The organism is Frigoribacterium sp. VKM Ac-2530 (genome assembly GCF_015350835.1).
In the GTDB taxonomy this organism is placed as follows: Bacteria; Actinomycetota; Actinomycetes; order Actinomycetales; family Microbacteriaceae; genus Frigoribacterium.
Genome location: NZ_JADKSE010000002.1, coordinates 1,459,962 through 1,481,444, shown reverse-complemented (window position 1 = coordinate 1,481,444; position 21,483 = coordinate 1,459,962). Strand labels below are relative to the sequence as shown.

The following is a 21,483-nucleotide window of genomic DNA, read 5'->3' as shown; positions in this document are numbered from 1 at the left end:
GGTACAGCTTCACCGTCCAGACGGTACAGTAACAGGATGAGCCCACGTCCGTCAGCCCGAGAGAAGATGCTCGACTCGTTCGAGCACCTCGTCGTCGAGACCGGCGAACGGAGCGCCACGTTCGACGCCGTGGCCGGCGCCGCGGACGTCTCGAAGGGCGGCCTGCTCTACCACTTCCCCTCGCGCGAGGCGCTGGTCGACGGGCTCGTCGCCCGCCTCGAGGCGCTGCTCGACGACGACGTGGCACGGATGACCTCGGCGGCGGACGGGGTCGTCGACTACTTCATCCGCACCTCCTCGCGGTCGGCCATCCCCGAGGACGACCCGCTCGACCGGTGCATCACCGCCGTCGCCGGCCTCGGCGCGAGCGGACGCTGGCCGCAGGCAGTCTCCGCGCTCACGGCCATGCAGGACCGCTGGTACCGGGTCGTGCTCGACGAGGTCGGCGACCCCGCCGTCGCCAGCCTCGTGTGCCTCGTCTCGGACGGTCTCTACTTCACGCCCGCGCAGTTCGAGGAGGCGTCGGTCGCGTCGGTTGCGTCGGTTGCGTCGGTTGTGCCGGGGGCGTCGGGCGGATCGGGTACGTCGGGCACCGCCGGGGCCGTGCACCGCGACCGCGCCTCGGTCGACGAGGTCGTCGCGCTGCTGCGCAGCCTCGCGCGCTGAGCGGCCGCGAAGCGCCCTGTCCCTGGATCCTCGCGCCCGTGAGTGCCTGCGCACCCGCAAATGCCGACCTGCGGTGCTGCTGTAGCGGGATATCCGGGTGTTGTGCTGCCCGAACGGTGCTCACGGTCGGCATCTGCGACAGCCGCGCTTCCCTCGATCACACGCTGAGCGCAGAACCCGACCGGCGGGGCTGCTGTAGCGGGATATCCGGGTGTTGTGCTGCTCGAACGGTGCTCACGGTCGGCATGTGCGGACGGGGTGTGCGCGGGGCAGGCGAGGCGCGGGCCGGGCCGGCGGGGAGGCGCGGGCACGCGGGGAGGCGTGGGCCGGCGGTCCGGAGGCTCGGGACCGGTCAGGCGGGGAGGATGCAGGCGGGGCTGCCGAGCGTGAAGACGTCGAGGGGCTCGCCGGGGACGCCCGTCTCGGGGTCGAGCGGCAGCACGGCGACCGTGTCCGAGCCCTGGTTCGCCACGTACATCACGCCGGGCGTGATCGCGAAGTGCCGCGGCCAGGTACCGCCACAGGGGGCCTCGCCGACGAGCTCGAGACGGCCGTCGTCCCCGGGAGCGAGGACGCTGATGCTGTCGCGACCGCGGGTGGCGACGTAGACGCGGCCGCCGTCCACGTCGAGGTGCGAGGGGAAGACCCCGGACGCCGAGGACGAGCCCTCGAAGACCTCGACCGAGTGGTCGACGACCAGCTTCTCGCCGACGCGCCGGAGCACGTGCAGCCGGGCGTCGAGCTCGCCGGCGACGACGAGGCGGTCGCCCAGCCACGCGACGTGACGCGGTCCGGCCCCGGCGGGCAGCAGGTGCACGCCGACGATCTCGGGCACCAGGGTGACGGGGTCGACGACGACCTCGACCAGGCGGTCGGTCCCGAGGTCGCTGACCAGCAGCGTGCCCCACGGGGTGGGCGAGGCCTGGTGCGCGTGCGGGCGCTCCTGGCGCTCCTGCACGGGGCCGTGCCCGACGGGCAGCGCGACGGTGTGCGCCACGCGGCTCGTGAGCGAGGGGTCGCTGGAGAGGACGGACACCGTCCCGCCGACGTAGTTCGTGACGACCAGCGCACCGGACGCGGGGTCGAACAGCACGTGGCAGGGCGCGGCCCCGCCCGAGGCGGCGCTCGACGCGGCCACGAGGCGACCGGCGGAGACGGTGTACGACAGGACCCGCCCCTCCGTCGTCTCGGACACGGCGTGCAGCGCGCCCTCGGTCGCGACCAGGAAGGAGGGGTCGTCGGCCTCGACGGTCTGCACCGACTGCCAGGGCTGACCCGGCGCGGTGCGCTCGAGCACGGTGATGCCCGCGCCGGAGCCGCCGCTGGAGGCGGTGTACGAGCCGACGTAGAGGCGCTGGGGCGAGCCCGCGTCGACGGCGGGGAACTCGGGAGCGGGCGCTGAGTCGTGCCCGGCTGACCCGTCGTGCCCGACGGGCGGCTCGTGCCCGGCCGATGCGTCGCGCTCGGCTGCCGCGTCGGTCACGCCCGGCCCTCGGACGAGGACCCTGCGGCGTCGTTCGCGATGCGCTGGTGGTGCTGGATGACCTCGCCGACGATGAACCCGAGGAACTTCTCGGCGAAGGCCGGGTCGAGGTGCGACTCCTCGGCGAGCTGGCGGAGGCGCTGGATCTGCACGCGCTCGCGCTCGGGGTCGCTGGCCGGCATGCCCGCCGCCGCCTTGAGGTGCCCCACCGACTGCGTGAACTTGAAGCGCTCGGCGAGCAGGTGCACGAGCGCCGCGTCGATGTTGTCGATGCTCTGACGGATGCTCGAGAGCTCGTCGATCGCCTCGCGGTCGTCGGTCGTGAGGGGGCTGTCCGCGCCGAGGGGACTGTCGAGTGCCATGTCCCGACCCTATCGGGGCGCTACGACGGCAGGCCGGGACGATCGGCGACGTTCCGTGTCGCAGGGCGGTGCGGGCAGACGAAGGAGGCGCGTCCCGCGATCACGGGACGCGCCTCCTCGGGTGCTGCTGCGCTGCTGCGTCAGTCGACGAGGGTCAGCGTGACCTCGACGTTGCCGCGGGTGGCGTTCGAGTACGGGCACACGTGGTGCGCGGCGTCGGCGAGCTCCTGGCGGCGGTCGGCCGGGACGTTCGGCGTGTAGATGTCGAGCTCGACGGCGAGACCGTAGCCGCCGTCGCCGTTGCCGCCGATGCCGACGCTCGCGCTGACCGAGCTGTCGCTCGTGTCGACGTCGAGCTTCTTGGCGACGCCGTGCATCGCGCTGAGGAAGCAGGCCGCGTAGCCCGCGGCGAAGAGCTGCTCGGGGTTGGTGCCCTCGCCGGAGCCGCCGAGCTCCTTGGGCGGACGGGTGTCGAAGTCGAGGCGGTCGTCCTCGCTGCGGACGTGGCCGTCACGGCCCCCGCCGGTGGCGTGGGCGATGGCGGTGTAAGCGATCTCCAAAGTCATGAGAGCAACAGTCGACCCCTCATCTGGACGGTTGCTGAACAGTCTCCAGACGCCGCATGAGACCATCCCGGACGCCCGGCCACTCGTCCGCGAGGACCGAGTAGACCGCGGTGTCTCGCCACGAGCCGTCGGCCCGCGGCTGCGTGCGGCGGTGGATGCCCTCGAAGGTCGCGCCGAGCCGCGTGATCGCCGCCCGAGACCGCTCGTTCAGGGCGTCGGCCTGGATCTGGACACGCCCGAGACCGTGGTCGAAGAGCGACCCCAGCACGAGCAGCTTCGTCTCGACGTTGACGCCGGTGCCCCAGACCTCGGGCGCGTAGGCGGTCCAGCCGACGTGGGCGCTCTCGCAGCGGAGGTCGACGAGGCCGACGGTGGTGGTGCCGACGAGCTCGCCGGGGACCTCGCCGGCCGGGACCGTGCGGCGGACGCCCCAGACGAGCCCCTCGTCCCAGGGCAGGTAGCCGCGCATGAACTCGGCCCACTCGTCGTAGTCGTCGCGGTAGGCCGCCGCGCCGCCGCCCCAGCCCCCGGCGAAGACCTCGGGCCTGCCGATGGCGCGCTGGAGCTCGGGCAGGTCGTCGTGACGGAGCGGGACGACCGTGACGAGACGGCCGACGAGGGGGACGAAGGGCAACGGCCCGAGCGCGGTCATGCGTCGATCCTGGCAGCGGCGGAGCAAGATGTCAGCGTGACCACACCCCGCACCTTCGGCCAGTCGGCCGAGTCGTTCGTCGACCTCCTCTCGCGCGTCCGCCCCGAGCAGTGGGACGCGCCCGGTCTCGGGCGCTGGACCGTCCGCGACCTGGCGGGCCACACCTCCCGCGCGGTGCTCACGGTGTCGACCTACCTCGGCCTGGACGAGCCGAGCGACGTGACCATCCCGTCGGCCGAGGCCTGGTACTCGGCGTACGCCTCGCAGTTCACCGACGCGGACGGCGTGCACGCCCGCGGCGTCGAGGCCGGCCGGTGGCTCGGCGACGACCCGGCCGCCCGGGTCGCCGAGGCGCTCGTCGAGTCGCGCGGCGCCCTCGACCGGGCCCCCTCGAACCGGATCGTGTCGCTCGGCGGCATGGGGATCCCGCTCGGCGAGTACCTGCGGACCCGCGTGTTCGAGCTCGTCGTGCACACGATCGACCTGTCGCGCGCGACCGGGCTGGCCCACACGCTGCCGACGGCCGCGGTCGCCGACACCGCGGCGCTCGCGGCCAGGACCGCGACGATGCAGGGCCACGGCGAGGAGGTGCTGCTCGCGCTGACGGGACGCGGCCGCCTCGGAGACGGGTTCAGCGTCGTCTGAGGCGGTCGCGCCTCCTGGGCTGCCTCCGGTCGAGTCACGGACTCGATCGCGATCCAGGAACTCGGGCGTGCGGGTTCCTGCGACGTGCACGGGTCAGGAGCGCGAGTCCTGAGTCGTGCAGACTCAGGACTCACATTCCTGAATGAGGAGAGGGAAGGCGCGGGTCAGGCGAGGAGGTCGTGGCGGACCACGACGGCCTCGCGGCCGGGGCCGACGCCGATCGCCGAGATGCGGGCGCCGCTCATGGCCTCGACGGCGAGGACGTAGTCCTGTGCGGCCTTCGGGAGGTCGCCGAACTCGCGGGCTCCTGTGATGTCCTCGGTCCAGCCGGGGAACTCCTCGTAGATCGGCACGGCGTGGTGGAAGTCGCTCTGCGACACCGGCACCTCGTCGTGACGCACGCCGTCGACGTCGTAGGCGACGCAGACCGGGATCGTCTCGAGGCCCGTGAGCACGTCGAGCTTCGTGAGCACGAAGTCGGTCACGCCGTTGATGCGCGCCGAGTAGCGGGCGATCGGGGCGTCGTACCAGCCGCAGCGACGCGGCCGGCCCGTGGTCGTGCCGAACTCGAAGCCGTTGGCGCGGAGGAACTCGCCGGAGGCGTCGAACAGCTCGGTCGGGAAGGGCCCGGCACCGACGCGGGTCGTGTAGGCCTTGACGATGCCGATGACGCGCTGGATGCGGCCGGGACCGATGCCGGAGCCGGTGGAGGCGCCTCCTGCGGTCGCGGAGGACGACGTGACGAACGGGTACGTGCCGTGGTCGACGTCGAGCATGGTCGCCTGGCCGGCCTCGAAGAGGACGGTCTTGTCGGCCTCGAGCGCCTGGTGGATCTCGAGCGCCGTGTCGGCCACCATCGGCTTGAGCCGCTCGGCGTAGGAGAGCAGCGACTCGACGATCTCGTCGGCCTCGATCGCGCGACGGTTGTAGATCTTGACGAGCAGGTGGTTCTTCTGGTCGAGGGCCGCCTCGACCTTCTGGCGCAGGATGCCCTCGTCGAAGATGTCCTGCACGCGGATGCCGACGCGGTTGATCTTGTCGGCGTAGGTCGGGCCGATGCCGCGACCGGTCGTGCCGATCTGGCGCTTGCCGAGGAACCGCTCGGTCACCTTGTCGAGGGTGCGGTGGTAGTGCGTGATGACGTGCGCGTTGGCGCTGACCTTGAGCTTCGAGACGTCGACGCCGCGGGCGATCAGCGCGTCGAGCTCGTCGAAGAGCACCTCGATGTCGATGACGACGCCGTTGCCGATGACCGGCGTGACGCCGGGCGACAGGATGCCCGAGGGCAGCAGGTGCAGGGCGTACTTCTGGTCGCCGATGACGACCGTGTGGCCCGCGTTGTTGCCGCCGTTGAACTTGACGACGTAGTCGATGCGGCTGCCGAGCAGGTCGGTGGCCTTGCCCTTGCCTTCGTCGCCCCACTGGGCTCCGATGATGACTACTGCGGGCATGGTCGTCTCCTCGCGGTCGGCGATCGCGCCCGGATGAGGCACGCGTGCACCGTGTCAGGTGCACTTGAGTCTACCGACGGGGAGGCGCGGCACGCCCGTCCCGCACCGCTCTAGGAATTCGTTGCGCGATACGACAAACTACGGCCATGAGTCTCGTCGCCGGGGTCGACTCCTCGACCCAGAGTTGCAAGGTCGTGATCCGCGACACCGTCACCGGAGAGCTGGTGCGCCAGGGCACCGCCCGGCACCCGGAGGGCACCGAGGTGCCGCCCGACGCCTGGTGGGACGCCCTCGTCGAGGCGATCGCCGCGGCCGGCGGCCTCGACGACGTCGCCGCGATCTCGGTCGCCGGGCAGCAGCACGGGATGGTCGTGCTCGACTCCGACGGCGCGGTCGTGCGCGACGCCCTGCTCTGGAACGACACCCGCAGCGCCGGGGCGGCCCGCGAGCTGACCGCCGAGCTCGGAGCCGAGCAGTGGGCGCGACGGACGGGCTCGGTGCCCGTCGCCTCCTTCACGGCCACCAAGCTGCGCTGGCTGCGCGACGCCGAGCCCGAGGCCGCGGCGCGCGTCGCCGCGGTCGCGCTGCCGCACGACTGGCTGACCTGGCGGCTCCTCGGGCACGGGCCCGCCGCCTCCTCGCCGCTCGGCCCCGACCTCGAGGCGCTCGTCACCGACCGCAGCGACGCCAGCGGCACCTCGTACTGGAGCCCTGGCGACGACACGTACGACCTGGAGCTGTTCGAGCGGGCGCTCGGGAAGGCCGGGCGCGTCGCGACCGGGGGCACGGATGCTGGTGCGGCCGGCGCTGATGCGGCCGCTGCCGACAACGACGGCGTTGTGCTGCCGCGCGTGCTGGGACCGTCGGAGGCGGCGGGCACGACGGTCGCGCACGGGCCGGTCCCCGAGGGGGTCCTCGTCGGGGCGGGCGCCGGCGACAACGCGGGAGCGGCCCTCGGGCTGGACGCCGGCGTGGGCGACCTCGTCATCAGCATCGGCACCAGCGGGACGGCGTTCGCCGTGACCGACGCGCCCGTCCACGACGGGTCGGGCACGGTCGCCGGCTTCGCCGACGCGGCCGGCGGGTTCCTGCCGCTCGTCGCCACCCTCAACGCGGCCCGCGTGCTGTCGTCGATCGGCACGCTGCTCGGCGTCGACCACGACGAGTTCGCACGGCTGGCGCTCGCCGCGGAGCCCGGCTCGGGCGGGGTCTCGCTCGTGCCGTACTTCGAGGGCGAGCGGACGCCCGACCTGCCCGACGCGACGGCCACCCTCTCGGGGCTGACGCTCGCCTCGACCACCCGCGAGAACCTCGCCCGCGCCGCCGTCGAGGGGATGCTGTCGGCCCTCGCCGACGGCGCCGCCGCCGTGCGCGACCAGGGGGTGGAGGTGCGGCGGGTGCTGCTGATCGGCGGCGCCGCGCTGAACCCGGCCGTGCAGGCCGTCGCGGCCCAGGTGCTCGACGTGCCGGTCACGGTGCCCGCGCCCGGCGAGTACGTCGCGGACGGTGCGGCACGGCAGGCGGCGTGGGCCCTCTCGGGGACGCGACCGGGGTGGGCGGTGTCGACCCGCGCCTCCTCGGAGCCGGACCTCGTGCCCGCGATCGGCGAGCGCTACCGGGCGGCGCAGGCGCTGGGGTCGCTGCCGCGCTGACCTCGCTGCCGCGCTGGGCGCTCAGCGCTGCGATCGGTCGAGGGCGGGTCAGCGTGGCCGAGGGCGGGTCAGCGGCGACCCGCCCTCGAGCGAGATGACCCGCCCTCGACGGACAGGAACTGCCAGGGAGGGGCGCAGGAGGCGGGACCTAGGATCGGGGACATGCCACCGGAACCGGGACCCACCCGCTCGACGATGACCGAGGACTACCTCAAGGTCATCTGGAAGGCCGAGGAGTGGGCGGCCGAGGGCTCCCCCGGCATCACGACCAACGAGATCGCGGCGACGCTCGGGGTGGGCGCGTCGACGGTGTCGGGCAACCTCCGCAAGCTCGAGCGCGACGGGTTCATCGACTACACGCCGTACCGCAGCATCGCGCTGAGCGAGCTCGGGCGGCACGTCGCCGTCGGCATGGTGCGCCGCCACCGCCTGATCGAGACGTACCTCGTCGAGCGGCTCGGCTACGCGTGGGACGAGGTGCACGACGAGGCCGAGGTGCTCGAGCACGCCGTCAGCGACCGCCTGCTCGAGGCGTTCGACGTCGAGCTGGGCCGCCCCACGGCCGACCCGCACGGCGACCCGATCCCGCAGGCCGACGGCACCGTCGTGCGGCCCGTGGCCCACACCCTGCAGGAGTTCGTCGAGGGCGAGTGCGGCCACATCGTCCGCGTCTCCGACGACGAGCCCGAGCTGCTGCGGTACCTGGGCTCGCTGCAGCTGCGCGTGGGCGCGCACGTCCGGGTCGCCGAGCGCCGCGACTACGCGGGGTCGCTGCGCGTCGAGCTCGACGACGGCACGGTCGACCTCGCCGGGCCCGCCGCGGTCGCCGTCTGGGCGACGCGCGACGAGCACGGGCACGCGGCGGCCGCCACGGCCTGACGCCGGATCAGGAGGCGCGGGCCGGGTCAGGAGGCGCGGGCCGGGTCGGCCAGGAGGTCGGCGAACGCCAGCTCGGCGGCCCCGATCATCAGCCGGTCGGCGCCGAGCGCGGCCCGCCGCAGCTGCACGCCGTCGCGCGGCCCGGGCAGCGCCTGCGCCGTCACGCGGTCGAGCAGCCGGTCGGGCGCGGCGGCCTGCAGCGACCCGAGGAACCCGCCGAGCACGATCACCGACGGGTTGAAGGCGTTGAGCACGTTGCGGAGCGCCACCGCCACGTAGTCCACCTGGCGCTCGACCTCGCGGCGCACGTCGGCGTCGCCCTCGGCGAGCGCCGTCGCCAGCGCGGCGTCGAGCTCGTCCGCCTGGGCGCGGGACAGGCCGGTGACGGCCAGCAGCTCGGCCTGGCCGACCTCGGTCTCGAGGCAGCCGACGGCGCCGCAGTGGCAGAGCCGCCCGGCCGACTCGACGAGCGTGTGGCCGATCTCGCCCGCGAAGCCGTCGCGGCCACGGAGGGGACGGCCGTCGACGACCACTCCCCCGCCGACGCCGCTCGCGCCTCCGTTGAGGAACACGAGGTCGCTCGCCCCCGCGCCGGCGCCGAAGAGGCCCTCGGCGACGACGGCGGTGCTCGCGTCGTTGGCGGCCCGCGCAGGCAGGCCCGTGGCGTCGGACAGGAGGCGCGCGAACGGCTCGTCGACCCAGCCGAGGTGCGGCGCGAGCCGGACGAGGCCGCCGTCCGCGTGCACGAGGCCGGGCACGGCGGCGCCGACGCCGACGACCCGGGCGGCGGGCACCTCGTCGGCGAGCTCCCGGACGAGGCGGGCCGCGATCTCCGCCGCCTCGACCGCGGTGGGGACGCCGTCCGTCTCGTGCCGGACGCGACGCTGCACGACCCCGTCGAGCCCGACCCGGCCGACGGTCACGGCGTCGATCTCGGGGTTGACCGCGAAGGCGACGACGTCGGGCGAGGCGCTGACCACCGGGCTGGGGCGGCCGACGCGGTTGGCCGCGACGGGCTCCGACTCGACGACGAGGCCGCGCTCGACGAGCTCGCCCACGAGGGCGGCGATGGTCGAGCGGTTCAGGCCCGTCAGGCGCGTCAGCTCGCTGCGCGAGGTCGGGCCGTCGCCGTGCACGATGCCGAGCACGGCGGAGAGGTTCGAGCCGCGAGGGCGATCGAGGAGGGGACGGGCGCGACCGGCGGGAGGGGCGCCTCCTGCGGTGTCTCGCTCTGCTGCGGCGTCGCCCGGAGTCGCCGGCAGCGTCGCCGACTCGCTCCGGGCCTCACTCGTCTGGTCCTGCACCGTGGCCTCCCTGGTCCACGAGGCTATCGCCCGTGCGGGGCGACCTCACGCCTCGTGCGGCTCGGCGCCGAGCGGGACCAGCGGGGGCACGTCCGGGCGGGTGACCAGCGTCACGACGGTGCCGGACGCGCTCGACGCGGCCACCGCCTCCGTGATCTCGAGCACGTGCAGGGCGACGTCGCCGGAGGCGCGGTGCGGCTCCCCCGCCGCGACCGCCCGGGCGAGGTCGGCCAGCCCGTACCCGCGACCGGCGTCGACGTAGCCCGCCGTCGCCGGGACCTCGCGCCAGGTGCGGTCGTCGGCGGTGAGCAGCTCGACGGGGTCGCCGAACATGTTCGCGTCGGGGACGGCGATCGTGCCGAGGGTGCCGTAGAACTCGGTGATCGGCGCCCGGGAGCCCCACACCTCGAAGCTCACCGTCACGGTCGACGTCGCCCCCGAGGCGTGCCGCAGCAGCGCGCTCGCGTGCGTGTCGACGTCGACCTCGAGCTGCTCGCCGGCGCGGGGGCCGGTGCCGATCGTCCTGCGCCGGGCGGAGCGCGAGACGAGGCCGGACACCGAGACGACCGGCCCGAGCAGGTGCACGAGCGTCGTCAGGTAGTAGGGGCCCATGTCGAACAGCGGGCCGCCACCTGCCCGGTAGTAGAAGTCGGGCGCGGGGTGCCAGGCCTCGTGCCCGGACGCCGTCCACGAGACGGCGGCGCCGACGGGGTCGCCCACCGCTCCCGAGGCGACGAGCTGGGCTGCGGTCTGCACTCCCGTGCCGAGCACCGTGTCGGGCGCCGAGCCGACCCGCACGCCGGCCGCCCGGGCCGCCTCGAGCACCGCGGCGCCGTCGGCGACCGTGAGCGCGAGCGGCTTCTCGCCGAAGACGTGCTTGCCGGCGGCGATCGCCCGCAGCGCGATCTCCGCGTGCGCGGCCGGGATCGTGAGGTTCAGCACCACGTCGACCCGGTCGTCGGCGAGCAGCTCGTCGACGGTGAGGGCCCGCACGCCGAGACGGTCCGCGACGGAGGCGGCCCTCGCCCGGTCGAGGTCGGCCACGGCCTCGAGGGCGAGGCCGGGCAGCCGCTCGAACGAGGCGAAGTACTGCTCGCTGATGACCCCGACGCCGACCACGCCGACGCGCATCGGCGCGGCGGGCGAGCCGCCGGTCGTGCTCTCGCCGGTCGCGCTCGTGCCGGTCGAGCTCGTGCCGGTCGTGCCGCCACCGGCCGCGCCCGTGCCCGCGCCGCTCATCGCGAGGCCCACAGGAGGCCGCGCTCGACGAGCGTGCGGACGGTCGGGTGGTCGAGCACGGCCTGCGAGTGCCCCGGGGTGACCACGGCGATGCGGCCGAGGCCCCACTGGCGGGTCCAGACGGCGGGGGAGGTCACCGGGCGGGTCCAGGGGTCGCCGGCCCGCGCCTCCTGCGTGGTCGTCGCGAGCACGTCGAGGTAGTCGTCGTGCAGCAGCCAGTACTGCTCGCTCTCGACCTCGAAGTCGTCGAGGCCCTCGGTGACCGGGTGCGTCGCCGCCGCCTCGGTGAAGCGGATCACGTGCCGCACGAAGCCGTCGGTCTCGTCGCCGACCCGGTCGGCCGCGGCCTTGCCGGGGTGCGCGGCGAACTGCCCGCCGATCAGGTGCAGGTAGTCGGCGTCGCCGCGGAACGAGTCCGCGATGCCGCCGTGCCAGCCGGCCAGGCCGGTGCCCGCCTCGACGGCCGCGCGGAGCCCCGCGGTCTGCGCCCCCTCGATCGTCGACATCGTGACGTTCTGCAGCACGAGGTCGGCGTCGCGCATCACGTCGGCGTCGGCGTAGACCGCCGGGCCGTCGTGCAGGCTGACCTCGAAGCCGGACCGCTCGAGGAACGGCACGAACGAGTCGGTCGTGCCGGTCGGGTCGTGGCCCTCCCAGCCGCCGCGGACGACGAGCGCGCGGCGGGTCACGAGGTCGCCCCTGCCGTGGTCGCCGCAGGTGCCGTGGGGACCGCCTGCAGCGCGGCGCGCACCGAGGTCCACGACTCGAGGCGGGCCCGGACGTCGTCGCGCGCCTCCCGCTCGATCGCTGTCACGAGCGCCCGCTCGAGCAGGTCGTCGATCACGACCCGCTGCCCGCTGCGCGTCGACTCGATCGCTGCCTCGACCATCGCGAGGCTCATCACGTTCTCGTGCACCTCGCCGTGCGGCACGTCGCCGGTGCGGAGCGCCCCGACGAACGCGGCGAGCGAGCCCTCGATCCCGTCGCCGACGGTCGGCAGGGGCGACAGCCGGGGCGACGAGGAGGCGCCCGTCTCGTCCGCGAGGGCGAGCACGGGAGCCTCGTCGCCGTCCCAGAGCGCGGTGCCGGCCGAGCCGCCGACGCGCCACGAGCCGTTCCACGAGGTCTCGGCGCCGGGGCTGCACCAGCTGCCCGAGTAGGCGTAGCGCACCCCGCCCTCGAACTCGAAGACGGCGTTCGCGGCCGCGTCGCCGCGGTACCAGCTCCACGACGGGCTGAACGACTCGCACCAGACCGACACGGGGTCGGCGTCGAGCAGCCAGCGCACCGAGTCGAACGGGTGCACGGCCATGTCGAGCAGCAGGACGTCGTCCATCTGCTCGCGGAAGCCGCCGAAGTGCGGCGCCTTGAAGAACTCGGTCGTGACGACGCCGACCTCCCCGAGCTCGGCGACCTGCTGCTTGAGGGCGACCAGGTGGTCGTCGTAGCGACGCGACTGGCTGACCATGAAGAGCTCGCCCGTCACCTCGGCGGCGGCCGCGAGCGAGAGCCCCTCGGCGACGTCGAGCGCGACCGGCTTCTCGCCGAGGACGGGCAGGCCGGCGAACAGCGACTGCGTCGTCACGGGGTGGTGCGCCACCGGCACCGTCACGTCGACCACCGCGTCGGGCGAGAGGTCGGCGATCAGCGCGCCGAGGTCGGTCGAGAGGGGCAGCGACGCGTCTCCGTGGTGCTCGGCACCCGCCCGGGCGGCGTCGAGGTCGAGGTCGACGATGCCGACCAGCTCGACGTCGGCGCTGTCGGCGAGCGCGCGGAGCCAGGCCCGACCCATGCCTCCTGCACCGACCTGGACGACGCGCAGGGCGCCTCCTCGGCTGTCGACGGTGCGGAACGTCATCACTCGAGGGCCCCTTCGTAGTCGGCCCCCTGGAAGTACTGGCCGGTCTCGTAGCGCAGCAGGGTCGGCGTCTCGCGCTCGCGCTCGGGGCGTGCCCACTCGACGCCGTTCGCGATCACGCGGCGGACGTCGCGGTGGTGGTAGACGGGGAAGTCCTGGTCGCCGGGGCTGAAGAAGAACACCTTGCCGAAGCCACGCCGGTAGGTCATGCCGCTGCGGAACACCTCGCCGCCGGTGAAGCCCGAGATGAAGACCAGCTCGTCGGGGGTCGGCACGTCGAAGTACTCGCCGTACATCTCCTGCTCGGGGATGACGATCGGGTTCGGCACGCCGCGCGTGATCGGGTGCTGCGGGTTGACGGTCCAGACGAGCTCCTGGTCGTGCTCGCTGCGCCAGCGGAGGGTGCAGGTCGTGCCCATCAGCTTCGTGAAGATCTTCGACCAGTGACCGGAGTGCAGCACGATCAGGCCCATGCCTGCGAGCACGTGGCGGTGCACCCGCTCGACGACCTCGTCGCTCACCTCGTCGTGCGCCGCGTGGCCCCACCAGGTGAGCACGTCGGTCTGCTCGAGCGCCTCCTCGCTGAGGCCGTGCTCGGGCATGTCCATCGTCGCGATCGTGATCTGCGCGTCGGGCAGGTTCTCGCCGACGCCCTCGGCGATCGCCCCGTGCATGCCCGTGGGGTAGCGCTCGGCGACGTGCTGCTCGATCTGCTCGTGGTGGTTCTCGCCCCAGACGGTCACGCGGAGGGGGGTGGTGGGGGTGCTCATGGGTCTTCTCTCGGCAGGGACGGGTCGGGTCGGGTCAGGGCGCGGTCGCGAGCCAGCGGCTGCCGTCGGCGGCGCTGCGCTCGACGGCGGCGAGCACGCGCTGCACCTGGAGGCCCTCGGCGAAGGACGGGGTCGGCTGCTCCCCCGCCGCGATCGCGGTGACGAGGTCGCGCGCCTGGTGGCTGAAGGCGTGCTCGTAGCCGAGGCCGTGACCCGTCGGCCACCACGAGCCCGTGTACGGGTGCTCGGGCTCGGTCACGAGCACGCGCCGGAAGCCGAGCTGGTCGACCGGGGCGCCCGCGTCGTAGACCTCGAGCTCGTTCATCCGCTCGAGGTCGAAGGCGATCGCGCCGCCCGTGCCGCTGAACTCGAGCCGCAGCGCGTTCTTGCGGCCGGTCGCGACGCGGGTGGCCTCGAAGGTCGCGAGGGCGCCTCCTTCGACCCTGGCCGTGAAGAGGGCCGCGTCGTCGACCGTCACCTGCCCGCGCTCGGAGGAGGCGGTGCCGCCGAGGCCGCGGACCTCGCCCAGCAGGGGGCGCTCGGTCGTGAACGTGTGCAGCAGGCCGCTGACGTCGGTGAGGGCCCGGCCCGTCACGAACTGCACGGCGTCGACGAGGTGGGCCCCGATGTCGCCGAGCGAGCCGGAGCCGGCGACGCTCTTGTCGAGGCGCCAGGTCATCGGGCCCTCGGGGTCGACCAGCCAGTCCTGCAGGTAGAGGGCACGCACCTGGCGCAGCTCGCCGATCGTGCCCCGGGCGACGAGGTCGCGGGCGAAGGTGATCGCGGGCACGCGGCGGTAGCTGAAGCCGACCATCGCGAGGACTCCCCGGGCGGCCGCGCGCTCGGCGGCCTCGGCCATCAGCTCGGCCTCGGCGACGGTGTTGGCGAGCGGCTTCTCGCAGAGCACGTGCTTGCCTGCCTCGAGGGCGGCGACCGCGATCTCGACGTGCGTCGCGCCGGGCGAGCAGATGTCGACGAGCTGGACGTCGTCGCTCTCGACCACGCGCCTCCAGTCGGACTCGGCGCGCTGCCAGCCCCAGCGGGCGGCCGCGGCGCGGGTCGCCTCGGCGTCGCGGCCGACGATCGCCGTCATCCGCGGCGCGAGCGGGAGGTCGAAGAACGCGGGCGCCGTGCGCCAGGCCTGCGAGTGGGCGGCGCCCATGAAGCCGTGGCCGACCATCGCGACGCCGAGGTCGGCGCGGGCGTCGTCGAGCCGGGTCGCATCGGGCCGGGTCGCGTCGGCGCTCGTCGCGTCGGCCCTGGTCTCGTCGGGGGACATCTGACTCCTTCGTCACGCGTCGCCACGTTCGTTGTGGCCAACAACAAAGTACGGGCGGCGACGAGGGCACGCAACCTCCCCGCCCGACGACGGGGGACGCGCCGGCGCTGGGCCCGCCCTGGGGAGGAGCAGCGACGACGCCCTTGTGATCGTCGCCCCGAGCGCATATGTTGGAGACGACAACAAACGCTCTCGACGACGAGGACCCCGGACATGACGACCACTCCCACCCGCGACGACAAGTTCTCCTTCGGACTCTGGACGATCGGCTACACGGGCGCCGACCCGTTCGGCGGGCCGACCCGCCCCGACCTCGACGTCGTCGAGGCCGTCGAGAACCTCGACCGCCTGGGCGCCTACGGCCTGACCTTCCACGACGACGACCTCTTCGCGTTCGGCTCGACCGACGCGGAGCGCCAGACGCAGATCGACCGCCTCAAGGGCGCCCTCGACGCGACCGGCATCGTCGTGCCGATGGTGACGACCAACCTCTTCAGCGCGCCCGTCTTCAAGGACGGCGGCTTCACCTCCAACGACCGCGGCGTCCGCCGCTTCGCGCTCCGCAAGGTGCTCCGCAACATCGACCTGGCCGCCGAGCTTGGCGCGAAGACCTTCGTCATGTGGGGCGGCCGCGAGGGCGCCGAGTACGACTCCGCGAAGGACGTGCAGGCGGCGCTGTCGCGCTACAAGGAGGGCGTCGACATGCTCTCGCAGTACGTGCTCGACAAGGGCTACGACCTGCGCTTCGCGATCGAGCCCAAGCCCAACGAGCCCCGCGGCGACATCTTGCTGCCGACCCTCGGCCACGCGATCGCGTTCATCGAGACGCTCGAGCACCCCGAGATGGCGGGCGTGAACCCCGAGGTCGGCCACGAGCAGATGGCGGGCCTCAACTTCACGGCCGGCATCGCCCAGGCGCTCTACCAGGGCAAGCTGTTCCACATCGACCTCAACGGCCAGCGCGGCATCAAGTACGACCAGGACCTCGTCTTCGGCCACGGCGACCTGCAGAACGCGTTCTCGCTCGTCGACCTGCTCGAGCACGGCTCGCCCCAGGGCGGCCCGACCTACGACGGCCCGCGCCACTTCGACTACAAGCCGTCGCGCACCGAGGACATCTCGGGCGTCTGGGACTCCGCCGCCGCCAACATGCGCATGTACCTGCTGCTCAAGGAGCGCGCGCAGGCGTTCCGTGCCGACCCCGACGTGCAGGAGGCGCTGGCCGCCTCCCAGGTCGCGGAGCTGTCGACGCCGACGCTCGGCGAGGGCGAGGGCTACGAGCAGCTGCTCGCCGACCGCGCCTCGTACGAGGACTACGACGCGGGCCAGCACTTCGGCGGCCACGGGTACGGGTTCGTCCGCCTGCAGCAGCTCGCGCTCGAGCACCTGATGGGCGCTCGGAACTAGAACCGAAGACCAGCGCTCCAGCGCTCGCGTCGCGAGCCTGGTCGGCACGGAACCTCGTTCCGTTCACAGAACCCCGTTGCAGGGTGGTTCTTTGAACGGAACGAGGTTCTTCGTCGTCACGGGGAACTCGGCGGCGACATGGAGCCGGGCGGGCAGACGCGCGGGCGGGCGGGACCAGTCGCGGGGGCGGGATCAGTCGCGGGCAGGCGGGGAGTCAGTCGAGGGCGGCTCGCGCCCGGTCGGCGGCCTGGCGCGCGGCGGCCGCGTCGGCGTCGGCTCGGCGGCGCTCGCGGGTGAGGAACTTCTCGCGGTCGTCGAGCTCGGCGCTGCGACGCTCGGCGGCGGCGAACTCGTCCCGGAGGCGGCGCAGCTGGTCGAGGACGTCGTCACGGTCGTGAGCCAGCCGGGTCGCGCGCTCGTCGACCTCGGCGAGCGCCGCCTCCGCGTCGTCGGCCTCGTGCTCGGCGTCCGCGGCCGCCTGCTCGGCGGCGCGGCGGGCAGCCTCGGCGGCGGCCTGCCGAGCGGCCTTCCGGTCGCGTGTCCGTGATCCGCCGCCGGAGGCCGGTCCCGTCGCTCCTCCACCCTCCTCGTCGTGGTCGTCACCGGCGGGCGCAGCGGCCGCGCGGAGCCGCGCAGGGGCGACGCCCTCGGGGGCCGGGCCGGCGACGGCATCGGTGAGGTCCGCCTCCTCGAGGCCGTCGGCGGCGAGCGCCCGCACGAGCCGACCGCTGCGCACGGCGGCCGCGGCGGTCCCGTCGGCCACGGCGGCACGGAGGGTCTGGTCCACTTCGGCGAGCGCCGCGGTCGAGAGCGGGCGGCCCGCGTCGGACGCGAGGAGGCGGGCGCGGGCGACGAGGCCGGCCAGCGCCTCCTTCCGCTCACGGGTCAGGGCCGAGAGGGCGGGGCGGTCGCCGTCGGCCTGGGCGGTGCGGAACCGGTCGCCGAGGGCCGCGAGGGCGACGAGGTCGTCCGGGGCGTCGCGGGCGAGGAGGTCGACTGCCCAGGCGGACGCGGAGGCGCGACGCAGCGCGCGCACGGAGGTCGCGAGGTCGGCGTCGCCAGCCGCCTTCGCGTCGGCCGCCAGGGCGTCGCGGGCGGCCGTGAACTGCTGCGGCGGCAGGGCGTAGAGCTGCCGCGCCGCCTCCTCGAGGGTCATCGCACGACCCTACCGACGCCTCCTCGTCCTCCGTCGCCCTCACGATCTTGCACACTGGTGTGCAAGATCGTATGATCGGGGACGTGCACTCCCCGTCTTCCCCCCTCTCCCCCACCCGCGCGCCGCGACGCGACGCCGCCGCGAACCGCGAGGCCCTGATGGCGGCCGCCGTCCGCCTCCTCAACGTCGACCCGGCCGTCCCGCTCGAGGCGATCGCCGCCGAGGCGGGGCTGTCCCGACGCAGCGTCTACGGGCACTTCGCGACCCGGGACGACCTCGTGCGCGAGGTGACCCTGCGCGGTGCCGCCCGCATCGGCGCGGCCGCTTTGCCGGCGCCCTCGGACGACCCGGTCGTACAGCTCGCCGAGCTCGGCGCGCGCCTGTGGGCCGAGGTCGAGCACGTGCGCGTCATGGCGCAGCTCACCGTGCGCGGGCCGCTGATGCGCGACGTGGGCACGGCGCTCGCGCCCCTGCGCGCGTTCCTGCTCGAGACCGTCCGCCGCGGCGTCGCCGACGGCCGGATGCGCGACGACGTCGACGTCGAGACGCTCGCCCACCTCGTCGAGGGGTCGGCGCTGGCCGTGCTCGACGAGGCGACCGTCCGCGACCTCGACCGTGCCGAGGGCCACCGGCTCGTGATGCTCGCCGTGCTCGGCATGGTCGGGCTCGGCTGGCAGGAGGCGGGCGAGCTCGTCCGCAGCACGCCGGCCCTCGCGCTCCGCACCACGGAGGACCGCTCGTGAGGCTCGAGCTCGACCACGTCGCCGTCGGCGAGGGGCCCGGTGCGCCGCTGCCCGAGCTGACCGTCGTCGCCGACCGCGGCGCGCCCGGGTTCGTCGCCGTCGAGACGGTCGACGCCCCCGTGCTCGCGTCGCTGATCGCCGGCGGCCGCATGGCCCCGACCAGCGGCCAGGTGACGCTCGACGGGAGCGACGACGCGGCCGCGATCCGCGCCTCCTTCGCCCTGGTCGACACCCCGTCGGTGGCCGAGCCCTTCGGCTCGCTCACCGTCGCGCAGGTCGCCCGGGAGGAGCTCGCGCTCGCCGGCCTCCGCAGCGACCGCGCCTCGACCGCCCTGCTGCTCGACGAGATCGGCCTCGCCGAGCACCGCCGCACCCGCCTCCAGGCGCTGCCGACGGAGCTGCGCGTCCGCCTGCTCTGCGAGCTCGCCGTGCTGCGCGAGGGCGTGCGGGGCCTCGTCCTCACCTCGCCCGAGCGGCACGGCGGCGACGTCGCCGCGTGGCTCGCCGTCGTGCACGACCTCGTCTCCCGCGGGGTCACCGTGCTGACGATCACCGGGGCCGCGGCGCTGGCCGCCGTCGAGGCGCTGCCGGTGCCCGACTTCGGGCAGCACGGCGAGCACGCCGCCGGAGGAACGGACGCCGACGCGGACGCGGACGACGCGACCGGTCCCGACCACCTGGGCACCACCTCCCTCGACGCCCCTGACGCCGACACCGACACCGACCTCGACCTCGACCTCGACCTCGACACCGACATCACCCCACCCGACGACAGCGCGGTCGCCCCCACCCGAGAGGACCGCTGACCGTGAAGATCATCGCCATCGTCCGAGCCGAGCTGCAGCGGCTGACCTCCACCGGGCTCGCGCGCCTCGCCCTCGTCGCCCTGATGACGGTGCCGCTGCTCTACGGCGGCCTCTACCTGTGGGCGAACCAGGACCCGTACGCGAACCTCGACCAGGTGCCCGCGGCGCTCGTCAACGAGGACCAGGGCTCCGTCGTCGACGGCACCGCGACGAACTACGGCGACCAGGTGACCGACGAGGTCGTCGACGGCGGCGCCTTCGACTGGCACACCGTCTCGTCGGCCGAGGCCGCGGCCGGGCTGCGCGACGGCACCTACGACTTCACCTTCACCATCCCGCGCGACTTCAGCGCCGACCTGACCTCGGCCAGCTCGGACGACCCGCGGCGCGCGCAGATCGTCCTCGCGACGAACGACACGAACAGCTACCTGGCGACGACGATCGCGGGGCAGGCCGGCAAGACCATCCGCGCGTCGGTGGCCGAGAAGGTCGGCAAGGAGGCGGCGTCCACCCTGCTCGTCGGCCTCGCCGACATCCGGACGAACCTCGGCAGCGCGGTCGACGGGGCGTCGCAGCTCGTCAGCGGCGCGGACTCCGCCGTGTCGGGCGCCGACCAGCTCGTGGCCGGGGCGGCCGACGCGTCGTCGGGAGCCGACCAGCTCTCGACCGGCGCGACCACCGCGGCGACGGGCGCGCGGTCGCTCGCGAGCGGTACCTCTCAGCTGGCGACCGGCGCGTCGACCCTCTCGACCGGGCTCGACGAGCTGCGCGACCAGACGACCGGCCTGCCCGCCAGCACGCAGCAGCTCGCGGACGGCGCGGCCCAGGTCGCCGACGGCAACCGGCAGCTCGCGACGGCCGTCGGGCAGGCCGCGACGGCCAGCCAGGCCGCCGCCGACGCCGCCCCCGAGACCCAGGCCGCGATCGGGCGTCAGCTCGTCGCCCTCTTCGTCTCGCAGGGACAGACGCAGGAGGAGGCGGTCGCCTCGGCGACCGAGGTCGCCTCGTACTTCGCCCCCGTCACCGACGGGCTGGCCGACGCGAACACGCAGGTGCAGCAGCTGAACGGCCAGGTCGGGGCGCTCGCGACGGGCGCCGACCAGGTCTCCGCCGGCGCGGCGGCGCTCGCCTCGGCGACCCCGGCCCTCGCGAGCGGCATCTCCGACGCGGCCGCCGGGGCCGACACGCTGGCGACGGGAGCGCAGAGCGCTGCCTCGGGCGCCTCCTCGTTGTCGTCGGGCCTCGGCACGCTCGAGACGGGGGCGGCCTCGCTGTCGACCGGGCTCGGCACGCTCAGCACCGGCACGGTCAGCCTGCGCGACGGGCTCGGGACCCTCGACGACGGCGCCGTGCAGCTTCGCGACGGGCTGCAGAGCGGCCTCGGCGAGATCCCCGCCAGCACCGAGCAGAGCCGCGACGACCAGGCCTCCGCGATCAGCGACCCCGTCGGCGTCGACGACCAGCCGCTCACGAGCGCCGGCACCTACGGCGCGGGGCTCGCCCCGTTCTTCATCAGCCTCGCGGCGTGGATCGGGATCTACGCGTTGTTCCTGATCGTGAAGCCCGTGTCGAAGCGGGCCATCACCGCGGTGAAGGCGCCCGTGCGGGTCGTCGCGGCCGGCTGGCTGACGCCCGCGCTGCTCGGCGTGCTGCAGATGGTCGCCCTGTTCGCGATCGTGCGCGGGGCGCTCGGCTTCGAGGTCGCGCACACCTGGGGCATGCTCGGGATGATGGGCCTGGCGAGCGTCACCTTCGCGGCGATCATCATGATGCTCAACGTGCTGCTCGGCAGCGTCGGGCAGTTCCTGGGGCTGGTGCTCATGGTCGTGCAGCTGGTCACCGCCGGCGGGACGTTCCCGTGGCAGACGCTGCCCGGACCGCTCGCCGCGCTGCACTTCGTGCTGCCGATGAGCTACGCGACCGACGGGCTGCGCCAGCTGATGTACGGCGGCAGCACGGCGACGGCGTGGACCGACGCCGGCGTGCTCGCCCTCTGGATGCTCGGCGCGCTGCTGGTGTCGCTGCTCGCGACGGCCCGGATGACGCGACAGCGGACCCTGCGCGACCTGCGGCCGTCGCTGATCGGCTGAGCAGCGGGCGCAGGTGTCGCGGGCGCAGGAGGCGCGGCAGGCGCCGTCAGCGCCGGCCCGCCTCCTCGGCCTCGATGGCCGGGGCAGCCGCGGGGTCGGCGTCCGCCAGGAACGTGCCGAGCCGCTCGACCTCGGCGGTCTCGCCGATCGCGGCGGCTCCGCGGCGGAGGGCGAAGAGCGAGCGCAGCACCCCGCGGTTCGGCTCGTGCGACCACGGGACGGGGCCCTGTCCGCGCCAGCCGGCTCCGCGCAGCGCGTCGAGGCCGCGGTGGTAGCCGACCCGCGCGTACGCGTACGCCTCGAGGTCGGCGCCCCGCGCGGAGGCCTCGTCGCTGAGCAGCGCCCAGGCGAGCGACGACGTCGGGTGGGCGACGACGACCTCGGCGAGCGAGAGCGTCTCGAGGTCGGCCGTGACGGCAGGGTCGGCGGGCAGGAGGGTCTCGGGCACGCCGAGGAGGTTCGTGGAGGACATGGG

General features: G+C 74.3%; 21 protein-coding genes. 8 read left to right on the top strand and 13 right to left on the bottom strand.

Features of this window, described 5'->3' with window-relative positions; genetic code table 11:
• Positions 1-36: 36 nt before the first annotated feature.
• Positions 37-666 carry a TetR/AcrR family transcriptional regulator gene (locus ITJ48_RS15905; protein ID WP_228506944.1) on the top strand — a complete coding sequence of 210 codons (630 nt, stop codon included), beginning with the start codon at positions 37-39 and terminating at the stop codon, positions 664-666.
• 352 nt (positions 667-1,018) lie between these two features.
• Here the strand turns inward: ITJ48_RS15905 and ITJ48_RS15900 are convergent, their stop codons facing one another.
• From ITJ48_RS15900 to ITJ48_RS15885, 4 genes are all read right to left on the bottom strand, one after another.
• Positions 1,019-2,149, bottom strand: a complete 1,131-nt coding sequence (locus ITJ48_RS15900) for a beta-propeller fold lactonase family protein (RefSeq protein WP_194614389.1) — start codon at positions 2,147-2,149, stop codon at positions 1,019-1,021.
• The gene (locus ITJ48_RS15895) at positions 2,146-2,511 is read right to left on the bottom strand and encodes a chorismate mutase (protein WP_123548564.1); all 366 of its coding nucleotides are present in this window, start codon (positions 2,509-2,511) and stop codon (positions 2,146-2,148) included. Before ITJ48_RS15895 ends, ITJ48_RS15900 begins: the two co-directional genes overlap by 4 nt.
• Before the next feature lie 140 nt (positions 2,512-2,651).
• Positions 2,652-3,071, bottom strand: coding sequence for an organic hydroperoxide resistance protein (locus tag ITJ48_RS15890; RefSeq protein WP_166760814.1), 420 nt, complete (start codon positions 3,069-3,071; stop codon positions 2,652-2,654).
• A 25-nt stretch (positions 3,072-3,096) separates the two neighbouring features.
• The gene (locus ITJ48_RS15885; RefSeq protein WP_194614387.1) at positions 3,097-3,729 is read right to left on the bottom strand and encodes a GNAT family N-acetyltransferase; all 633 of its coding nucleotides are present in this window, start codon (positions 3,727-3,729) and stop codon (positions 3,097-3,099) included.
• 36 nt (positions 3,730-3,765) lie between these two features.
• Here ITJ48_RS15885 and ITJ48_RS15880 point away from each other — a divergent pair, with 36 nt between their 5' ends.
• Positions 3,766-4,374: a maleylpyruvate isomerase family mycothiol-dependent enzyme gene (locus ITJ48_RS15880; protein WP_192043020.1), complete on the top strand. Its 609-nt coding sequence runs from the start codon at positions 3,766-3,768 to the stop codon at positions 4,372-4,374.
• Positions 4,375-4,538: 164 nt separating this feature from the next.
• Here ITJ48_RS15880 and ITJ48_RS15875 read toward each other — a convergent pair whose 3' ends face one another.
• Positions 4,539-5,825, bottom strand: a complete 1,287-nt coding sequence (locus ITJ48_RS15875) for an adenylosuccinate synthase (protein ID WP_133738762.1) — start codon at positions 5,823-5,825, stop codon at positions 4,539-4,541.
• A 146-nt stretch (positions 5,826-5,971) separates the two neighbouring features.
• Here ITJ48_RS15875 and ITJ48_RS15870 point away from each other — a divergent pair, with 146 nt between their 5' ends.
• Positions 5,972-7,477: an FGGY family carbohydrate kinase gene (locus ITJ48_RS15870; protein ID WP_194614386.1), complete on the top strand. Its 1,506-nt coding sequence runs from the start codon at positions 5,972-5,974 to the stop codon at positions 7,475-7,477.
• A 162-nt stretch (positions 7,478-7,639) separates the two neighbouring features.
• Complete coding sequence (locus ITJ48_RS15865; protein WP_194614385.1) at positions 7,640-8,356, top strand: metal-dependent transcriptional regulator; 717 nt, start codon at positions 7,640-7,642, stop codon at positions 8,354-8,356.
• A 26-nt stretch (positions 8,357-8,382) separates the two neighbouring features.
• On the opposite strand, the gene ITJ48_RS15860 is transcribed toward ITJ48_RS15865, so the two are convergent.
• The 6 genes from ITJ48_RS15860 to ITJ48_RS15835 all read right to left on the bottom strand — a co-directional run bounded on the left by ITJ48_RS15860 (position 8,383) and on the right by ITJ48_RS15835 (position 14,707).
• A complete protein-coding gene (locus tag ITJ48_RS15860) occupies positions 8,383-9,504 on the bottom strand; it encodes an ROK family protein (protein WP_370544961.1) in 1,122 nt (373 codons plus the stop codon).
• Positions 9,505-9,705: 201 nt separating this feature from the next.
• Positions 9,706-10,791 (bottom strand): Gfo/Idh/MocA family protein, encoded by a 1,086-nt coding sequence (locus ITJ48_RS15855; protein WP_194614531.1) that lies wholly within the window; start codon positions 10,789-10,791, stop codon positions 9,706-9,708.
• A 104-nt stretch (positions 10,792-10,895) separates the two neighbouring features.
• Complete coding sequence (locus tag ITJ48_RS15850) at positions 10,896-11,588, bottom strand: ThuA domain-containing protein (protein ID WP_194614384.1); 693 nt, start codon at positions 11,586-11,588, stop codon at positions 10,896-10,898.
• Entirely contained in the window at positions 11,585-12,757 is a 1,173-nt protein-coding gene (locus ITJ48_RS15845; protein ID WP_194614383.1) for a Gfo/Idh/MocA family protein, read from the bottom strand. The genes ITJ48_RS15850 and ITJ48_RS15845 overlap by 4 nt, the downstream gene beginning before the upstream one ends.
• The gene (locus ITJ48_RS15840; protein WP_194614382.1) at positions 12,757-13,527 is read right to left on the bottom strand and encodes a ThuA domain-containing protein; all 771 of its coding nucleotides are present in this window, start codon (positions 13,525-13,527) and stop codon (positions 12,757-12,759) included. The genes ITJ48_RS15845 and ITJ48_RS15840 overlap by 1 nt, the downstream gene beginning before the upstream one ends.
• Positions 13,528-13,561: 34 nt before the next feature.
• Complete coding sequence (locus ITJ48_RS15835; RefSeq protein ID WP_194614530.1) at positions 13,562-14,707, bottom strand: Gfo/Idh/MocA family protein; 1,146 nt, start codon at positions 14,705-14,707, stop codon at positions 13,562-13,564.
• Between the two features lie 312 nt (positions 14,708-15,019).
• On the opposite strand from ITJ48_RS15835, the gene xylA reads away from it, so the two are divergent.
• A complete protein-coding gene (xylA, locus tag ITJ48_RS15830) occupies positions 15,020-16,213 on the top strand; it encodes a xylose isomerase (RefSeq protein ID WP_194614381.1) in 1,194 nt (397 codons plus the stop codon).
• Positions 16,214-16,427: 214 nt separating this feature from the next.
• Here xylA and ITJ48_RS15825 read toward each other — a convergent pair whose 3' ends face one another.
• The gene (locus ITJ48_RS15825; protein ID WP_194614380.1) at positions 16,428-17,369 is read right to left on the bottom strand and encodes a transposase; all 942 of its coding nucleotides are present in this window, start codon (positions 17,367-17,369) and stop codon (positions 16,428-16,430) included.
• Positions 17,370-17,452: 83 nt separating this feature from the next.
• On the opposite strand from ITJ48_RS15825, the gene ITJ48_RS15820 reads away from it, so the two are divergent.
• The 3 genes from ITJ48_RS15820 to ITJ48_RS15810 are packed head-to-tail and all read left to right on the top strand — an operon-like array spanning position 17,453 to position 21,008.
• Positions 17,453-18,112, top strand: coding sequence for a TetR/AcrR family transcriptional regulator (locus ITJ48_RS15820; protein WP_370544960.1), 660 nt, complete (start codon positions 17,453-17,455; stop codon positions 18,110-18,112).
• Entirely contained in the window at positions 18,109-18,918 is an 810-nt protein-coding gene (locus ITJ48_RS15815) for a hypothetical protein (RefSeq protein ID WP_194614378.1), read from the top strand. The genes ITJ48_RS15820 and ITJ48_RS15815 overlap by 4 nt, the downstream gene beginning before the upstream one ends.
• A gap of 2 nt (positions 18,919-18,920) precedes the next feature.
• Positions 18,921-21,008, top strand: coding sequence for a YhgE/Pip domain-containing protein (locus ITJ48_RS15810; RefSeq protein ID WP_194614377.1), 2,088 nt, complete (start codon positions 18,921-18,923; stop codon positions 21,006-21,008).
• A 46-nt stretch (positions 21,009-21,054) separates the two neighbouring features.
• On the opposite strand, the gene ITJ48_RS15805 is transcribed toward ITJ48_RS15810, so the two are convergent.
• A complete protein-coding gene (locus tag ITJ48_RS15805; RefSeq protein ID WP_192043032.1) occupies positions 21,055-21,480 on the bottom strand; it encodes a DUF3151 domain-containing protein in 426 nt (141 codons plus the stop codon).
• Positions 21,481-21,483 lie beyond the last annotated feature (3 nt).